Below are 18146 nucleotides of genomic sequence, written 5' to 3' on the forward strand. Positions count from 1 at the left end.
CATGATTTCCCGTCGCACTTTTCTGAGCATTTTATTTGCTACTTGTTTAGCTGTGATTAGTTGGTTGAATTTTACACCCAACGCTCAAGCTTTAGGCGGTAAATTACCGACAATTAATCAACTAGCGCCAGAATTTACTTTACCAACTAATACAGGCAATGGTAAAATTTCTTTGGCTGATTTTCGCGGTCAGTGGGTAGTTCTCTATTTCTACCCTAAAGATTTTACTTCTGGTTGTACTATTGAAGCTCGACGTTTTCAGCAAGACCTATCTAAATACATTGAGAAAAATACTCAAGTTATTGGTATCAGTGCTGACGATGTTGATTCTCATGCGGAATTTTGTGATTCCGAAGGGTTAAAATTTCCTTTGTTAGCTGATACTACGGGAACAGTTAGTAAGGCTTATGGTTCTTGGATGAGTTTTTTCTCTATGCGCCATAGTTTTATTATTGATCCTCAAGGTATTTTACGCGCAACTTTTGTCAAGGTCAATCCTAGTATTCACAGTACGGAAGTTTTAGCGGAGTTAACCAAATTACAATCTTCTGTTTCTTAGAAGTCAGGAAATAAAATATTATTTTTTTGACTCCCTCTCTCTGCGGTTTTAGGGTTTTTTCTCTAACCGCAGAGGCGCGGAGGACGCGGAGGAGGAAGGTTATATTTAGAATGTCTGGTTTTTGTCTCTAGAATTAAGTTTAAAGGTTTTATAGGAGTGCTAATTTTTTTCAATGAATCATGATCCTTATATTGTTAAACCAGGTTCTCAAATTTCTTTGGTCAAGGATTATAACCCAGGTTATAAGTGTGAATTTCATCAAAAAGGTGATGCTGTCAGAAAATTAAAGGCTGGTATTTTCCAGTTAGCTAAGTATCAAGATATTCTCTATGCTCAAAATACTTATTCTTTGTTGATTATTTTTCAGGCTATGGATGCTGCTGGTAAAGATAGTACCATTAAACACGTTATGTCTGGTATCAATCCCCAAGGATGTCAGGTATTTAGTTTTAAAGCACCCAGTGAAGAAGAGTTAGATCATGATTATTTATGGCGCTCAATGAGGGCTTTACCGGAAAGGGGAAGAATTGGTATTTTTAATCGTTCCTATTATGAGGAATTACTCATAGTGCGTGTACATCCAGAAATTCTTAAAAAACAACAATTACCCTTTTTTCCTAAAGGTGATCAAATATGGAAACAGCGTTTTGAGGAAATTAATAATTTTGAAAAATATTTGGTTAATAATGGTGTGATTGTTCTCAAGTTTTTTCTCAATGTCTCTAAGTCCGTCCAAAGAAAACGGTTTTTGGAACGCATTGAATCACCAGAAAAAAATTGGAAATTTTCCGCTAGTGATTTACAAGAACGCCGTTTCTGGGATGATTATATGAATGCTTATGAAGAAGTCTTTAACCACACTAGCACGGAATTTGCTCCTTGGTATATTGTCCCGGCCGATCGCAAGTGGTTTACACGATTAATAGTAGCAGATATTATTTGCCAAAAGTTACAAGAATTAAATTTACAATACCCAAAAATCAGTGAAGAATATAAACGAAAATTATCGGAAGCAAAAAAGGCTTTAGAAGCAGAAAGTTAGGCTCTTCGATTTACCCATTACCAATTACCCATTACCAATTACCCATTACCAATTACCCATTACCAATTACCCATTACCAATTACCCATTACCAATTACCCATTACCAATTACCAATTACCCATTACTAAGTTCAATTCACACAACGCCAAAAATTTTATCTATCAATAGATAGATAAAATGAATGAGAAATTTTGATACTTTACAATAGGGGTTAAATCATCTATTCAAAATAAATATGTCAAATCTTCCTAATTTTGAGATTGTAGCTTTTGCGGCTTCTGCTGGGGGGTTGACGGCGCTAATTGAGGTCTTGACTGGTTTACCAGCAGATTTTAAAGCAGCTATTGTTGTCGTTCAACACTTAGATCCTCGTCACCCTTCCCTCATGGCGGAAATTCTCAGTCGTCGCACTGTGTTAAAGGTAATACAGGCTAATGAAGGAGATAAACTGACTCCTGGAACTGTTTATATTGCTCCTCCTAATAATCATTTGTTGATTAATGGTGACGGTAAAGTTTCTTTATCTCAGTCGGAAATGGTGCATTTTCTCCGTCCTTCCGCTGATTTATTGTTTGAGTCTGTGGCCGCAAGTTATCAAGCAAGGGCTATTGCAGTTGTATTAACTGGGACTGGTACGGATGGAGCGATGGGCGTGGAAGCAATTAAAAAAATGGGTGGTACGGTGATTGTTCAAGATGCGAAAACTGCTGAATTTCCGGGAATGCCTACTGCTGCTATTAAAACCGGTAATGTAGATTTTATCCTACCTTTGGCAGAAATTTCCCTGGCTTTACGAACTTTAATCATGTCTGACGCTAGTTGATAAATTCAGGTTATTATCAATAACTTACCATCCAAAATAGCTACATCTCTATTGATTCTATGAACCTTCCACATAAAGACGTTGATTTTGAAAATCTTCTCCAATATTTAAGAACTAACCGAGGCTTTGATTTCACAGGTTATAAGCGTTCAACTTTAATGCGTCGTGTTAGTAAACAGATGCAGTATTTAAACATAGAAAATTTTGCTAATTATCAAGATTATTTAGAAGTTCATCCCGATGAATTTAAAACTTTGTTTAATACTATTTTAATTAATGTAACTGCTTTTTTTCGTGACCCTTTAGCTTGGGAATATTTAGCTAAGGAAATTATTCCCAATATTCTTAAAAATAAACAAAAAAATGAACAAGTTAGAATCTGGAGTGCTGGTTGTGCTTCTGGAGAAGAAGCTTATACTTTAGCCATAATCTTAGCAGAAATATTAGGAATTGACGATTTTCGTTATCGCGTAAAAATCTACGCTACAGATATAGATGAGGAAGCTTTAAACCAAGCACGTCAAGCTAGTTATTCGGCCAAAAATATTCACGCTGTCCCATTAGAACTGCGGGATAAATACTTTGATTTAAGCAATGAAAAATATATTTTTCAGCAAGATCTACGTCGTGCTGTGATTTTTGGTCGTCATGATTTACTTCAGGATGCACCAATTTCTCGTTTAGATTTATTGGTTTGTCGTAATACTTTAATGTATTTCAACTCAGAAACCCAAGGACGCATTATCAATCGTTTTCATTTTGCTCTTAATGATCATGGTTATCTGTTTTTAGGAAAAGCAGAAATGTTAATCACTCATACTAATTTATTTACACCTATAAATTTAAAAGATCGTATTTTTGCGAAAGTATCTTTGGGAAATATCCGCAATCGTCAATTAGTAATGGCTAATTTACAAAATCAAGAATCAGCTAATGTGTCTCAAGAAATTCGAGTTAGAGAATTAGCTTTTGATACAGCATCTAACGCTCAGATTGTGATTAATAATCAGGGAATTTTAATCATAATTAATGAACAAGCTCGAAATTTATTTAATTTAACACTTAAAGATATCAATCGCCCTTTTCAAGATTTAGAATTATCTTATAGACCTCTAGAATTGCGATCGCTCATTGAGCAAGTATATAGTGAACGTCATCCAATTACATTAACTAATATTGAGCGTTATCAGCCTAATTCAGAAACTCAGTATTTAGATGTGCGGATTATTCCTTTGCAAGATACTGATCAAACCATTATCGGTGTGACAGTTACCTTTAATGATGTTAGCCGTTACATAAAACTGCAATCAGCATTGCAACGCTCTCGACAAGAATTGGAAACCACTAACGAAGAATTGCAATCCACAAATGAAGAATTGGAGACTACCAATGAAGAATTGCAATCCACAAATGAAGAATTGGAGACTACCAATGAAGAATTGCAATCTACCAATCAAGAAATGGAGACTATAAACGAAGAATTGCAATCAACTAATGAACAACTGCGAGCAATTAACCATGAACTGAGTAATCGTACTTATGAACTAGATCAAACTAATACCTTTATGTCTTCTATTTTGAGTTCTCTGCAAATAGGAATGGTTGTAATAGATACTAATTTTAATATTTTAATTTGGAATCATGCGGTTGAAGATATGTGGGGTTTACGTCAAGAGGAAGTAATGAACAAATCTTGGTTTAGTTTAGATATTGGTTTACCTGTAGAACAACTACAAATCCCAATTCGTGATATACTCTCTAGTAAAAAGAAATTTCAGGAAATACTAATTAATGGTACTAATCGTCGCGGTAAACAAATTCGATGTTATATTGCTTTTAGTCCTTTGATCGGCGATAATGTAGAAGGTATTATCATGATGATGACAGATACTGAAAAAATTAATAGTATGATTTCTCCTGCGGACATTGAACAAAGACAACAAAAAGAAAAAGAATAAAAATGTTTTCTCATTTTTCCTTTCTCGTTCCCAGTCTCCAGACGGAGAATGTCTTGTTAGAGGTTCTACCTCTTGTATTTTAAAATCAGAATATCTAAATCTGCATTCTCACACGGAGCATAAAAAAGAGAATATTCATATTGAATAAATTAATTTTTATCAGTTGTCTGAATTTGATTTAGAATTTGATTTTAAACTTTGAAATTGAACTTTAAATTTGTCATCTATGTCTATAATTATTGCTGGAGAAAGAAGCGGAGTCGGAAAAACAACAGTTACACTTACCCTTTTAGCATCTTTACGTCGTCGTGGTCTGAATATACAATCTTTTAAAGTAGGACCCGATTATATTGATCCTATGTTTCATAAATATGTTACTGGTCTTCCTTGTCGAAATTTAGATCCTGTATTAACTTCAGAAAGTTATGTTCAACAATGCTTTAATCATCATTCTTGCCAAAGTGAGTATAATTTAATTGAAGGAGTAATGGGTTTATTTGATGGTATTGGAAATTTATCAGACTTTGCTAGTACCGCACATATTGCTAGATTATTAGACATACCGATAATATTAGTAATTGATTGTAGTCGTTTATCCGGTTCTGTAGCTGCAATTGCTCATGGTTATTCTTCCTTAGATCCAAGAATTAAAATTGCTGGTTTAATCTTAAATAGAGTAGGAAGTGAACGACATTTATCATTATTAAAAGCATCTCTTGAATCTCTAAAATTACCAATTTTGGGTGTATTAAGAAGACAAGACAATATTACCATTCCTGACCGTCATCTGGGCTTAATTCCCACCGCAGAATTACCAGAATTAGATCAAATAATTGATAGTTTAGCTGATTTAGGAGATATTTATTTTGATTGGGAGCAACTTTTACCGCTTTTAAAATCACCTTTAATAAAAGAAGATATAAAGAAGAATGTAATTGATATTCCTAAATCTAAAATACTCTGTAAAATTGCTGTAGCACGAGATCAAGCCTTTAATTTTTACTATCAAGATAACTTAGATTTATTAGAAAAATTAGGTGCAGAATTAGTATTTTGGAGTCCATTAAATGATGATCAATTACCAAAAGATATCCAAGGAATGTATTTTGGTGGAGGTTTTCCCGAAGTATTTGCATCACAATTAGCTGCAAATGTTAACCTAATTCAAGAAGTGAAAAATGCGATTTTAGGAGGAATACCGACAATTGCAGAATGTGGAGGATTAATGTATTTATGTGAGCAGATTATTGATTTTGATGGTAAAACTTGGCCAATGGTAGGAATATTACCAACTTTAGCGCAAATGGATAAAAAATTAACTTTGGGATATCGTCGCGCAGTAGTTTTAGAAAACACCTTTTTAATTGATATGAACACAAGTATTTTTGGTCATGAATTTCATCGTTCTCATTTAATAACTAATAACTCAAAACCATTGTTTAATACCTATCGTTATGACTGTGATGAAAATACAGGTTTTGAAGGTTGGAGTTTACCTAATGTCCATGCTTCTTATATTCATCAACATTGGGGAGAAAGTCAAGAGATTCCTAAAAGATTTATTCAACAATGTTTAAAAAATAAACATTTTCCCATTTAAGTGAGGTACAAGCAGTAATAATTGTAGCTTGCTTCCCGAAGGGTACGCAGATAAACGCAGATAAACGCAGATAATTTTGTACTTCATGAGACTGGGAAACGCTATAGTAGAATAAAAATTAGTTTAGTAATCACATTTAATAACCAATGATTAATACTAAGATAATGTTTGGGTTTGGGAAATGGTGGGTTAAAGTTTTTATATTCTGCTTGGGGTTGTGCTTATTTTTGAAAATAGCTGCTGATTTAGGTGCGGAATTTTTTTGGTTTCAGGAAGTTGGTTATATAGAAGTATTTTCTCTAAAATTGTTAACTCAAGGTAGTTTATGGCTGTTTATTGTCAGTTTAAGTGTTGTTTATTTATGGGGAAATCTAATTTTAGCTGAAAAATTACAATCTAGTCCAAATCATAATTATATTCCAGAGACAGAAATCAAAATTAGTCGAGAATTAACCACTTTTCTCAGTCCCCATTATAACAAAAATGAGCAAAATTTGCCATTAACTAATAATAGCCATCAAATCAAATTGCGGTGGTTGTTACCGCTGACATTAGGATTAAGTTTGTTAGTTTGTTTAATATTAGCATATTATGGAGAAATTGCTCTAGCTTATGGAACTGAAAAAATCAGTGAATCAAATTTATCAAATTTATCAGCACCAATTGTATTTAAAATAGAGATGATTTGGGAGTTGGGAAAAAAGATCATTTCTCAAAATTGGTATTTAGGAATAGTTGGGGGATTATCTATTGCTTTATTAATTTATAGCAAATTTCTGTTACGAGCGATCGCAGTGATTTTAAGTTTGAGTTTTGGGGAGATAATTACTGAAAATTGGGCAAAATTTCTGTTATTTTTTCACCCTGTTTCCTTCAACCGTTCTGAACCATTATTCAATCAAGATATAAGTTTTTATATTTTTTCTCTTCCGATTTGGGAAATCTTAGAACTTTGGTTAATGGGATTATCTTTATATGGATTGATTAGCGTTATTCTCACTTATTTATTGTCAGCAAATAGCCTCAGCCAAGGTATTTTTAGAGGATTTTCTGCACCACAAAAACGCCATTTATTAGGCTTATCTGGCTGTTTAATGTTAGTAGCTGGTTTAAATTATTGGCTGAATCGTTATCAACTGCTTTATTCTGATAATGGAGTCAGCTATGGTGCTAGTTATACCGATATTAAAGCCCAATTACCAGCAGATACAATATTATATTTTTTATCAATAGCTATAGCTTTTTATTTATTATACTTAACTGGATTTTCGAGAAAAAAATCTTCACATCATCCCTGGATAAACTATAGTATATATATTTATCTAACCTTGATAATTACAGGTAACTTCATTTTACCTATGGCCGTGCAAAATTTCATTGTTGAACCGAATGAATTACAAAGAGAAAAACCTTATATAGAGCGAAATATCGCGCTGACTCGTCAAGCTTTTAATTTAGATATCGTTGATTCTCAAATATTTAACCCCATAGGAAAACTGACAATAAACGATATTAAAGCCAATGATTTAACAATTAGAAATATTCGTCTTTGGGACCAAGAACCATTATTAAAAACTAACCGTCAACTACAACAAATTCGACCTTATTATCAATTTCCTGATGCTGATATTGATAGATATTTAATCAAAAGTAACCCCAAAAAAGACAATCTAGAAAAACAACAGGTATTAATTGCGGCCAGAGAATTGAATTATGAAAATGTCCCTCCCCAAGCGCAAACATGGGTAAATAAAAATATGATTTATACCCATGGTTATGGTTTTACCATGAGTCCTGTAAATACCGTTGCTGCGGGTGGACTACCAGAGTATTTTGTCAAAGATATTAGTCAGGAAGGGAGCGCGTTAAATACTTCTAGCATAGATATTCGTCAAAGTATTCCCATTGATAAACCCAGAATTTATTATGGAGAAATTACTAATACTCACGTCATGACTGGGACAAAAGTTAAAGAATTAGATTATCCCAGCGGTAGTGATAATGTTTATAATACCTACGATGGATTAGGAGGAATAAATATCAATTCTCTATGGAAAAAATGGCTATTTTCTATATATTTAAAAGATTGGAGAATGATATTTACACAAGACTTTTTACCAGAAACTAAAGTATTATTCCGACGAAATATTAATCAAAGAATTCACACCATTGCTCCTTTTTTAAAGTTCGATAGTGATCCTTATTTAGTTGCGACTGATGCTTATACAGACAATAAAAATCAACAGTTTCCTGGAAGAGAAAACTATCTTTATTGGATAGTTGATGCTTACACAATCAGCGATCATTATCCCTATTCTGACACAGGTAAAGAGGGGATCAACTATATTCGTAATTCCGTCAAAGTCGTAATTGATGCTTACAATGGTACAGTGAGATTTTACATTGCTGATTCCTTAGATCCAATCATTACCGCTTGGTCAAAAATATTTCCTCAAATGTTCCAAAATATTCACAATTTACCTGTTAATCTCCATAATCATTTGCGTTATCCAGTAGATTATTTTAAAATTCAATCAGAACGCTTAATGATCTATCACATGACAGATATTCAAGTGTTTTATAATAGAGAAGATCAATGGCAAATTCCCAATGAAATCTATGGAAGTGAAACCCGTCCAGTTGAACCTTATTATTTAATTACCAGTCTCCCCAATCTTCCCTTTGAAGAATTTATTTTATTACTTCCTTACACACCTAAACAACGGACAAATTTAATTGCTTGGTTAGCAGCACGTTCCGACGGTGAAAATTACGGTAAACTATTATTATATAACTTTCCCAAAGAACGCTTAATTTATGGACAGGAACAAATTGAAGCGAGAATTAATCAAGATCCGGTTATTTCCCAACAAATTTCCCTCTGGAATCAACAAGGTTCTAGGGTAATTCAAGGTAATCTTTTAGTAATTCCCATTGAACAATCTTTATTATATGTTGAACCAATTTATTTAGAAGCTACACAGAATAGTTTACCCACTTTAGTCAGAGTCATTGTAGCCTATGAAAACCGCATCGTTATGGCACAAACTTTAGAACAAGCACTATCAGGAATCTTTCAACCAGAACTACCACCTCCACCCCCTATTATTCGTCCCGTTCAAGAAGAAATTACCCCAGGTTAAACTCAGAATTACATCCATTTTAGTTTAAACTATTAAAGTCCCCACAAAAAAGGGTTGAAACGGTAAATATGCTCTACCATTTGGATTTTCAGGTTGAATACCCCGATAACATGAGCCAACAAGAATTGTTTGCTATATGGAGTGAAGCAGCAGAAACAGCACTCCAAGCTAAACAAGCTGGAGTAATAGTTGATTTATGGAAATGTGTTGGTACTCGTCGTGTAATTGCCATTGTTGATGTTCCTAGTCCAGATACATTAGATCAAATTCTTCTAGATTTACCTATCATCAAAAAAAATGGACAAAAAGTGCAAGTAGAAGTCGCTCCTTTGAGGAAATATGAAGACTTTGCTGCTGATATTAAAGCTAGATTAGATCACAGGGAATAGGTAAATATTGCTGACCTTAGACATGATCTAAAAATTAAATATGCGTTTTCTAGTAGAGATGTTCCATGAAATGTCTCTACTATTCTCTACTATTCTCTACTATTTTTACTGGAGATGTCTAATAATTGTATCCAGGGGTTAATTAATCTGGAAATCTATACAATTCTATCAAAAAAAATCCGGTTTGAAACTCGACAGTGTTAACAACTACAACTCCGGGTATATATTGAAATTATAAAAATCAAAACTATTGACAGAGATAACTAAACTTTTCTTTTGCTAAACCTATAATTGAAGGTTAAGTTTCACTCATGTCTAGATAAATCACATCACTGACTCACTCGGTTAGAATCAGAACTCAGTTGATCATTAATTATTAATTATTGACAAATATGTTGGAAATCAGAGGTTTCACAATCAAAAATTAGTCACAATTAAAACACAATTGAAACAGACTTGATCTTGGGGAGGTTACAAAACTGGTTCTGTGATTTTTGTCAAAGCCATTATAGTTCAATGGGGGAAATAAGATGTATATAAAGCAGGTATTGGAAAATAAACTTGCTCCAAATGCAGTTGAACAAGAAAAAATACAAGTTCAAGTACAATATCACAATATCCAAATACCAGATTTAGCACTATCTTTAGCTCCTCTGGGATTTATTTTTATTTGGGCTATTTTTCTCCTAATTTTTCATAAATTACGTAACAATACTGATGATAAGATATACCTAAATGGTAAAATTTTACAAAAACTTCCCTGTAAAAAATGTCAATTTTTTGCCAATAACCACTATTTAAAATGTGCTGTCAAACCTGATACTGTTCTCACGGAAAAAGCCATGAATTGTGCTGAATACGCACCTAAAAAGGTCAGCTTCCCTCCTAAAAACTTATTTCACTAATATTTCACTAAAATTACCAGAATTACCCTCCTTTTCCTGCTCAAGAGTCAGGGGAGGGTGGGGTATTTTTGTATCTGAAGAACTTGAAATTTACTGTGAAAGTTATTTTGATTAATTGCTAAAAAATTAACTCATATTTAAGGAATAAAAATATAAACAATACACATAAATAACAATTCACGAGGATCTTTACATAGGGATTATAGCGGAAAAAAACGAGGAAAAGCTTGCTATTGCTTACTTTTCCCGTCTGCCGATCCTTTATAGAGAGAACACCTGATCACAATATAGCCTTAATTAAGAATATTTGTCAAGTAGTAATAAAAATATTTCTCAATAAATCTTTTTTGAGAAATTTATGTAAACTTATGTAAACTTATTGACCACTTGATCTTGACACCAGTAGATAGTTGATTATAAGATTACTGTCGTAATTCGTTTTTTAGATACAATATGCTACTACTAGCGGATCAAAAACCTCAACACATTAATACCATTGCCCATGAAGGTAAAGTAGTCGTCCTCACTACTGAGACTGACGGGAAAATTCGGTACACAGTCAAGCAAGATGGCTTTGAAGATAGTTACCTCAACACTAAAGAAGCTGAAAGAACTGGGTGGGAAAAGTGGCAAGAACTGGAATTTCCCAAGGAAGAAAAAGATGATCAGTCCGTCATTGACAAGGAAAGGGCCGAACTTACCGACCAAAAGGGCGCATTTATTCTCAAGTCACGTTACCGAACCGACACGGAGACTGCTGTTGCTCCAGTACAAGCAATTTCGGCATTGGGACACATTTATATTTTCCGTCAGTCCAAGTCTAATACCCTTTTGGTAGACAGGTTTGTATTAGACGGGATGACTAATAAGCTAAACCGTAAATTAGAAGTGCGGTTTAAGCGCAGTAAGCAGAAACACACCCCCACAAAGAACATGAATAAGGGGTCTAATGGAGTCCTCAATAATATTGACACCTTAGACTTTCGTGATGCTAACGGGAACTTTTTCTACGAACCCACCACCGAATTATGTTTGGTAAATAACCTACATCAAGGTTGGTTTTCTGTGGTGTTAGTGCCGACAATTGAAGATGATGTTCATCGCTGGCATATTTTCGCTTACAACAGCCAAACCCAGAAAGTCGAACTAACCACCATTCGGACATCAGAAGAAGGGTTATTTGAAGTCAAAGATTATACTATTTTTGAAGAAATCAATGAAACCCTAGTTCCTCGTCAAATTCCTGGAATCATTAAACGCACCCTAGACATATCCAAAACAACCATTACAAACGGCTTAACCGCTACCAAATATGACTTACAACAGGAACAGCAAACCCAATCCGGGGAAATGCAACTGTTAAAAACAGCCACACGATTAATGTTAGCCATTCCCACTGACAAAGGAGCAGCTACACTTAACTTTGCCATTGCTGGAGACGGAACTCTCGCAGAGATTAATGAAAACCCCGACAAAACCATCCTTCGCAGTAAAACCAGAGAAATCCTCCTGCCCTTAAACACCCTTGATGAAATCAAAGCCTTAGCCGACAGAACTCCCCCTCCCCAAGGGATGATCACAGGATTAGCCCAAGGAACAGACGAAGATGATGCGGAAGATTTAGTCAAAATTGCTACCGAAGGTCAAGCCAGTCAATTGACGAATGGCGACTTGGTGAAAATCATGGGGACCAGTGATTATCAAGGGCTTTATCAAGCCGAAACCGTTGATGAAAACACCTTTGATATTAACTTAGGATTAACCCAAGGATTAGGTTACTGGGAAAAAGAAGAGGAAGAAGAAGGCGGCTTAATTTTTGATGGCATGATTACCGCCTACGAAAAGATGGCTGATGGTAAATTACGAGTAACCTGTCCTTATCATGGCTTAGACAATGGCGATGAAGTTCAAATTGCCGGAACAGAAAACTATAACGATAGTTATCCCATCAAAAAACTCGATGATACCCATTTTGTCATTGAACGCAAATGGGCAACCGGATCGGCGATTAATATTAAACTCGTCTCTCGCAGACGGCGGGGCATCGTTTTTGATGGCGTGGATGATTATATTCAACTATCTCAGCCTCTTTCAATTTTCTCTGGTTCATTCACCGTTTCAATGTGGGTGAAAGTACCTCAAAATTCTGTTAGAGGCATATTGTTAGGAGACTATCAACTACCAGATTCAATCAATGTGAATTTTGAAGTTTTCAATGGCAAACTGAGATTTTTCTGGAATAGGGAACCTGACCTGTTAGGCTCTAAAGATTTAAGAGACAATCAATGGCATTTCATCAGCTTTGTCAGAGATAAGGAAAATAAGAAAATCTACGGTTATATTGATGGCGTTCTTGATTTTGAACATTCTGGAGAAGTTTCGGATAAGCGTGCCGTAATTGCTCACAGAATTGGGCGTGATAGTCGGGAAGGAGACACGCATTTTGAAGGGCAAATTTCTGATCTCCGCATCTGGAAAGTAGCCCGTACTGCTGAAGACATCAAAAATAATATGTACCTGCAACTGAGGGGTCAAGAAGTCGGTTTAGTTGGTTATTGGCGGTTGGGAGCAATTGGAGAAGGACAAGTCGTTGACTTTTCCATTAATGGACAGAATGGTACTGTCTATGGCGATGCTTATGTCAGCGCTGCTACCCTCAATCGTCAACTGGCAGGCGGGTTAGATGCGGTTAAATATACCAATGATGACTTGTTTGCGGTCAGTGAACGAGCAACTTATGAGGAAAGCTTTGAATTTAAGGTTGTTTCCTCCTCTGCTGTTAATCTTGACTATTTGGATAATGCAGACGGGAAGAATTTAGGCACGAAGATTTTTAAGCTCTCCTATTGGGGAAAAGCCAGTCGTAGCGCTGAAGCAAAACAGATTATTGCTCCTGAACAAATTAAACAAAACAAATTTGAAGATTTAGGAAAAGGTTGGTATCGAGTCTCTGGGAATGTCACGATTCCTGATGGAATTAGTATGTTACGTTCTTTTGAGATTGCTAATGTTCAAGGTAACTGGCAATCTTTAGAAATTCGTAAACATCGCATCCGTTTAATGTCTGAAAGTATTACTGAGTTTAAATACATTGATGTCGTAAATTTGACAACCTTAGCAGACCAGCAAGCAAGCTTACCGTCACAATTGTCGGAGTTGGAACTCAAAGAGAAAGAAGAAGCATCTTTGGAATTAGAAAAACGGAAATTAAACCAGCAACTAGCAGCATTAGATAATCTGGAAAAGACAAAAACCAGAATCACTGAAATCAACAACGAGATTAGTGATCTTGAAAATGCGCAAAGGAAATATCAAGCTGAAATTGATCATCCCTTCAATTACTGGTGCTTAATTACCAATGTAGAGACTAAGAATTTTATGGAAGTGGATGGAACTTCAGTTGTAGCAAGACAGACTACTACATCAGAAGCCATTTGGAAGAGTTCTGCTTGGTATGATGCTCACTGGCGCATTGATTGCATTGAAGGCAAGTTCTATCGACTGCAAAATAGACAGACAAACAATCACTTACAGGTAGATCGTAGTAAAGCTATAGCGAAAAACAACTATCAAGGAACCGAAGAAGCATGGCGTAAAGACAAATGGTATTACGATACCGAATGGCTCATCGAAAAAGTTGGCGATTACTACCGTTTTGAAAACAGGGAAAATAGACATTGCTTGCAAACATCTTCGATTGCGACTGGTGTCTATACTACAATACCTTATAATAATATGGGGCTATTTCGTCATCAACAGTGGCAAATTATTTCTACGGGACAAGCTGTAAATCAGGTTGCTATCGATAATAAGAAAATTTCTTTAGCGAGAATACAGGACACCATCAAACTAAAACAATCGGAATTGCAGACTTTGCAAGAAGTTGTAAGAGATGGTACAACAAAGAAATCGAGTTGGAACGATCGTCTTGAAGAAATCAAAAATCAACTGAATCTAGTTCAAACAGCCTTAAACAAATTAAACGAAAAAATCCTCAATGTATTATCTACCACTAAACAAACTCCCCAAACGATGCCCCAAATTCCCAAAAATAGCAAGGGTTTAGTCACTCAAGGAGCAATCCTTGGTTTTGTTAATTCTGTAACTCGTCTTAATGCGATCGAAACTAGCGAAGGCAATGTCCAACTGAGTTACTTTGATAACCAAGGACGGATGCGACAAACCAACTATGATGCCACTGCGGATGGGAAAAATGCTACTTTTGAACAGTGGATTCCCGATGCTCAACGTAGTTGTTTAAACTTTAAAAACAGCAATAGTGTTGTTAAGTTGGATAAAGCCCTCTATCTTCCCCCAGATTATTGGAGTATTGAAGCATGGTTTGTCTATCCTTTACCAGAAGAGGGACAATGGAATACGCTCACCCAAGGGAAAGATGCAAATCATCATATTTTGGTGAGAAATGGCAAACAATTAGGGATTTATCTGAGTAATGATCCTTCACAACAAAAGTTCTATGAATGTGGCTTCAATATAGAGTTATTGTCTGAAGGATGGCATCATCTGACCGCAGTTGGAAAAGGCGACACCACTTTGTTCTACATTGATGGCAAGAAAGTTGGCGATACCAAAGCTAAAGCCTTAGCGGATGCGGAAGAAAATCTCAAGAAAACCCCCAATGATGCTACCGTCAAGCAAAAAGTTGAGGATATCAAAACAGCTACGTTGAAAGTTTCTAGTGATGTTTCTTCTATTGGTAATAGACATCTGGGAGGCATGGAAGAGAATTTTGGTAAAGTGGCAGAAGTTCGTATCTGGGGAGTAGCTTTGACAGATGATGAGATCGCTGTTAATGCTAAAACCTTGCTCAGTGGTAATGAACCCGGTTTATTAGCCTATTATCCCTTTAATGAGGCTACAGGGACGGTCGTTCGGGATCAGTCTGGACAGGGGAATAATGGTACGGTATCCGGTGAAATTTGGTGGGGATGTACCGCTCCGATTGGGAAGCCGGGGAATACGGTGATGCAGTTTGATGGGGTAAATGATTGTATTACTGTTGAGGATAATGCTAATTTATGGATTACTAACTATACCCTAGAACTGTGGATTAAGCCTAATGGCGCTCCTAATCAAGAGTGGAGCGGGATTGTTGGTAAACCTGGACGCAGTTTTCATATCTGGTTACATAGTAATGCCCGTATTCATCATCGTTTCCATACTGTTGTTAACAACGATGCTGGTATACCTGATACTCCTGATGGTTCGATCCAATGGAATCAATGGAGTCATGTTGTAATTACTAACGATGGTAAAACTGCCAGAACCTATATTAATGGACAACTCTCCGCAGAAGGGCTAACCGAAGGCAGTTTGAAGATTGATAAAACACCGTTATACATCGGGTGTAATTTAGATAAGGGTCAAGGTAATTATTTCAAAGGTTCTATAGCTGAAGTCCGTATCTGGAAGGTCGCCCGCACTCAAGCCGAAATTCAAGGGGATATGTACCAGCGTCTCACTGGCAAAGAAGCCAATTTAGTTGCTTACTATCCTCTCAATGAAATCAGGATTGAAGGTTCTGAGCAAACAGTCTTAGACTTAGCAGGAAATAATCACGGTAAGGTGACTAAAGCGATTACTGTAGATGATCAGACTTTACCCATTGTCCCTAATGCCCTGCTGTGTAATGAGTATAGTAGCGTTTCCTTAGATTCCAATACGAAGCGGAAAGTAGCGATGATGCGCCGTTTCTTTGCTCATCTTTCACCCAATGGAGTTACATTGCTCCCTGACAAGCGAGTTGAGGCTTTGGAATTGAAATGGATTGGTAACGGCCAGTTTGCGCCGACGTTGTTGGGCTACATCGAAGGACCACCTCCCGTTCCCAGTGAAAACTTGACCTTAGAAGAAGATTACAACGGTGCGACATCTGTGGAATTAACCATGTCGGAAGATGTGGAATTTAATTGGACGCGATCGCAGGATTCTGGTTTGGGAGGAACTTTGGACACTTTTATCGGTGGAGGAGGTAAAATGTCGGTTCTAAGTGCGCCAATGGGTATCGGTACGTCAATCGAAACCAGTACCAAGGTTGGTTTCAAAGGTAATTTTGACTTCAGCTACCAATTCCAAAATGAGAGCAGCATTACCTCTAGTTCGTCTTTAAGCATGACGGATAAACTAGAACTACGAGGAACACCAGAAGTTACCCCTAAATTCCCTCATTTAGGGACTCGTTTTGTTCCTAAAAACATTGGTTATGCCTTAGTCGTTTCGGCTCTGGCGGATGTTTTTGTGACTCGTCTTGCTCGCAGTGGTAAAATGATCGGCTATCAAGTGCTGCCTGTGGATGGCATTCCTCCCGATGTCAATACCATCACCTTTTTAATGAATCCTGCCTACACCATGAATGGCAGCTTAGATGGGATGACAGGTAGCAGTGCTACGAGCGATCGCTTCTTTAAGCACGTTCCTGAAATGCGCTCTCAGTATGGCTCTCTCTATCCAGCTAGTTACTACCGTCTGCAAGAAGCCTACGATCTGAAACGACAAATTGAAGCGGAAGATAAACGCCGAGAATCCTATTTCTCTAACTTTAATGTGCGTTTAGTGGATCAACTCTCCTTAAACCGCAATATTGACAGTGGGGATGCCCCCTCAACGGTGGGAGTACAACGGGAAGAAGACAAACCGGGTACTCAGATGACAGATGAGGAAAAGAAAAAAGCCCAAGACGACAAAGCACAAAATTTTCAAGATAGTGCGGCTCAGTCTGCTGACAAGACGAGTGCAGCTACTAAACAGAAACAGGCCGAAATTAAAAGCAAAATCGACGACCAAGAGAAACGGGTACAAGCTACTGACAGTTTTGCGGGTTGGCAGAAGCGCATGGAAAGTATCCAAATTCGCTCCGGTAAGCGTAATATTGTCAATACCTACGTTTGGGATGCCGATGGCGGACTACACACAGAAGCTCAAAGTTTTGCTAATACGGTAGAGCATACCATTGGTGGGTCTTTTAGCATGAATGCAGGGTTAGGGGTTCAAAGTGATTATTCACCGTTTGCTGCTGTGGTAGAACTCACAGCCCAAGCTACGGTCAATTTAACTCAAACCATGACTAAAACGGAACTGCGGAGTAAGGGTTTTCAGTTGAATGTAGACCTGAGTGGGTTGGAATATAAAGACATCACCGACTACAAAGACCGACCCATTTTACCTGGGGAAAAAGTAGACCGCTATCGGTTTATGAGTTTCTACCTCGAAGGTAGCACCAATCACTTCCAAGACTTCTTTAACTATGTGGTTGACCCAGAATGGTTAGCAAGTAATGATGAGGAAGCACGAGCGTTACGTGAAGCTCAAGCCGGAAAACCCAATAAAGCCTGGCGGGTTTTACACCGTGTGACTTATGTGGAACGTCCAGCTTTGATGGGTTTTGGTCATGATGTTCGCAAGTTACGGGCGGCTGCTGAGAGTTCCGAAAATCAAAGACTCATGGATAAAATTGGCGATTTGGAGAAGAAAAACCAAGAATTAGAGAAGAAACTTGATCAAATTCTTGACTACCTAAAATCAAAGCCATAGTTGATTATTCTAGAAGAGGGTTTTATCAGAAAACGCCGTAATACCCCATCCCTCTACAGGCAAGTTTGAGCAAGGTTGCTCATTGAAACAAGAATCCCCGTCCCTCTATAGGGCGGGGAGCGTCAAATGGCAGTATGATAGTTTTTTAGTTCTTAATATAATAACGGGCTGCCTT

General features: G+C 36.7%; 9 protein-coding genes. All 9 read left to right on the forward strand.

Features of this window, described 5'->3' with window-relative positions; genetic code table 11:
• The first annotated feature begins 1 nt into the window (after position 1).
• Positions 2 to 559 carry a peroxiredoxin gene (locus H6G25_RS01745; protein ID WP_190391018.1) on the forward strand — a complete coding sequence of 186 codons (558 nt, stop codon included), beginning with the start codon at positions 2 to 4 and terminating at the stop codon, positions 557 to 559.
• 172 nt (positions 560 to 731) lie between these two features.
• Complete coding sequence (locus tag H6G25_RS01750; protein ID WP_190391019.1) at positions 732 to 1601, forward strand: polyphosphate kinase 2 family protein; 870 nt, start codon at positions 732 to 734, stop codon at positions 1599 to 1601.
• A 236-nt stretch (positions 1602 to 1837) separates the two neighbouring features.
• Entirely contained in the window at positions 1838 to 2425 is a 588-nt protein-coding gene (locus H6G25_RS01755; RefSeq protein ID WP_190391020.1) for a chemotaxis protein CheB, read from the forward strand.
• Between the two features lie 59 nt (positions 2426 to 2484).
• On the forward strand, positions 2485 to 4383 hold the full coding sequence (locus tag H6G25_RS01760) for a CheR family methyltransferase (RefSeq protein WP_190391021.1): 1899 nt from the start codon (positions 2485 to 2487) through the stop codon (positions 4381 to 4383).
• 226 nt (positions 4384 to 4609) lie between these two features.
• The gene (locus tag H6G25_RS01765; RefSeq protein ID WP_190391022.1) at positions 4610 to 5983 is read left to right on the forward strand and encodes a cobyrinate a,c-diamide synthase; all 1374 of its coding nucleotides are present in this window, start codon (positions 4610 to 4612) and stop codon (positions 5981 to 5983) included.
• Between the two features lie 146 nt (positions 5984 to 6129).
• A complete protein-coding gene (locus tag H6G25_RS01770) occupies positions 6130 to 9126 on the forward strand; it encodes a UPF0182 family protein (protein WP_242034856.1) in 2997 nt (998 codons plus the stop codon).
• 68 nt (positions 9127 to 9194) lie between these two features.
• Entirely contained in the window at positions 9195 to 9515 is a 321-nt protein-coding gene (locus tag H6G25_RS01775; protein ID WP_190391023.1) for a muconolactone Delta-isomerase family protein, read from the forward strand.
• 530 nt (positions 9516 to 10045) lie between these two features.
• Positions 10046 to 10420 carry a hypothetical protein gene (locus H6G25_RS01780; protein WP_028090436.1) on the forward strand — a complete coding sequence of 125 codons (375 nt, stop codon included), beginning with the start codon at positions 10046 to 10048 and terminating at the stop codon, positions 10418 to 10420.
• A 453-nt stretch (positions 10421 to 10873) separates the two neighbouring features.
• Entirely contained in the window at positions 10874 to 17971 is a 7098-nt protein-coding gene (locus H6G25_RS20980; protein WP_190391024.1) for a LamG domain-containing protein, read from the forward strand.
• Positions 17972 to 18146 lie beyond the last annotated feature (175 nt).

Source organism: Dolichospermum sp. FACHB-1091, assembly GCF_014697585.1.
Taxonomy (GTDB): domain Bacteria; phylum Cyanobacteriota; class Cyanobacteriia; order Cyanobacteriales; family Nostocaceae; genus Dolichospermum.

Excerpts from the sequence above, each read along its gene's own strand:
- H6G25_RS01755 (WP_190391020.1), top strand. The coding sequence starts at position 1,838 with ATGTCAAATCTTCCTAATTTTGAGATTGTAGCTTTTGCGGCTTCTGCT.
- H6G25_RS01780 (WP_028090436.1), top strand. The coding sequence starts at position 10,046 with ATGTATATAAAGCAGGTATTGGAAAATAAACTTGCTCCAAATGCAGTT.
- H6G25_RS01750 (WP_190391019.1), top strand. The coding sequence starts at position 732 with ATGAATCATGATCCTTATATTGTTAAACCAGGTTCTCAAATTTCTTTG.
- H6G25_RS01775 (WP_190391023.1), top strand. The coding sequence starts at position 9,195 with ATGCTCTACCATTTGGATTTTCAGGTTGAATACCCCGATAACATGAGC.
- H6G25_RS20980 (WP_190391024.1), top strand. The coding sequence starts at position 10,874 with ATGCTACTACTAGCGGATCAAAAACCTCAACACATTAATACCATTGCC.
- H6G25_RS01745 (WP_190391018.1), top strand. The coding sequence starts at position 2 with ATGATTTCCCGTCGCACTTTTCTGAGCATTTTATTTGCTACTTGTTTA.
- H6G25_RS01770 (WP_242034856.1), top strand. The coding sequence starts at position 6,130 with ATGATTAATACTAAGATAATGTTTGGGTTTGGGAAATGGTGGGTTAAA.
- H6G25_RS01760 (WP_190391021.1), top strand. The coding sequence starts at position 2,485 with ATGAACCTTCCACATAAAGACGTTGATTTTGAAAATCTTCTCCAATAT.
- H6G25_RS01765 (WP_190391022.1), top strand. The coding sequence starts at position 4,610 with ATGTCTATAATTATTGCTGGAGAAAGAAGCGGAGTCGGAAAAACAACA.